The organism is Rhizobium sp. 01T444 (assembly GCF_056398305.1).
In genome coordinates, this window is record NZ_JBFTPD010000145.1 from 1 (window position 1) to 779 (window position 779).

The following is a 779-nucleotide window of genomic DNA, read 5'->3' on the forward strand; positions in this document are numbered from 1 at the left end:
CTGCGCAATCTGTGCGGCCGAGCTGCCCAGTGTGGCCCTGATCAGCACGCACTGAATGCGCTGATATTGCGCATGGCTGTCAGCTTGCTTGAGCCGTTCTGCCAAGCGCATCACAGTCGGCTTATCCCCAACGATCAGACTCTTCATCCACGACTCCTTGAAGTACGTGGATAGACATCATATCTAATCTATTGAACGCAAAATGGTATCAGACGAGATTCCCTTGTGATTCAAGCACTTGCCTGAATTTGCGGGGCTGGTTTCTGTCTACGGCGTGATGGCCTGCGCGAGCGCGAGGGCGCGCTGATGCAGAGGCTGCGCGGTGGTGACGATGTCGAAGGTCGGCGCATCGGGCGCGCTGTCGGGCGTGCGGCAGGTGTTGCGCACGACGGTGGCGAGCTCCTGCATCAAYGTGGCGAAGCTGTGCGCCGGGGTGCTGTCTGGCAGCGTGTGGCTCGAGGCCTTGTCCTGTGCCGCCGCGGAGCGTTTGGCTGGTGCCACCGGATCGCGCGCGGCCTTGGCGTCTAGATCCGTGTCGGCGAACATCAACTCGCGCCACGCCTCGCGCATATGCCACTCGACGTAGTAGGCCAGCATGCACAGGAAGATGTGCGCGCGCACCCGGTCGGCCAGGCGGTGGTGAATCGGACGCACCTTCAGATCGATCGTCTTGATCGAGCGGAATGCGCGCTCGACGTTGGCCAGCGACTTGTAGCTGCGCACGCACTGAGCGGCGTCCATCTGCTCAGCGCTCACTGAGGTGCGGATGATGTAGAGGC

The 779-nt window shown here is 61.8% G+C and carries 1 pseudogene; it reads right to left on the reverse strand.

Annotated elements, in window-relative coordinates:
* Nucleotides 1-267: 267 nt before the first annotated feature.
* Nucleotides 268-779, reverse strand: a pseudogene (locus tag AC1DTN_RS37635) (IS1634 family transposase); the annotation flags it as partial.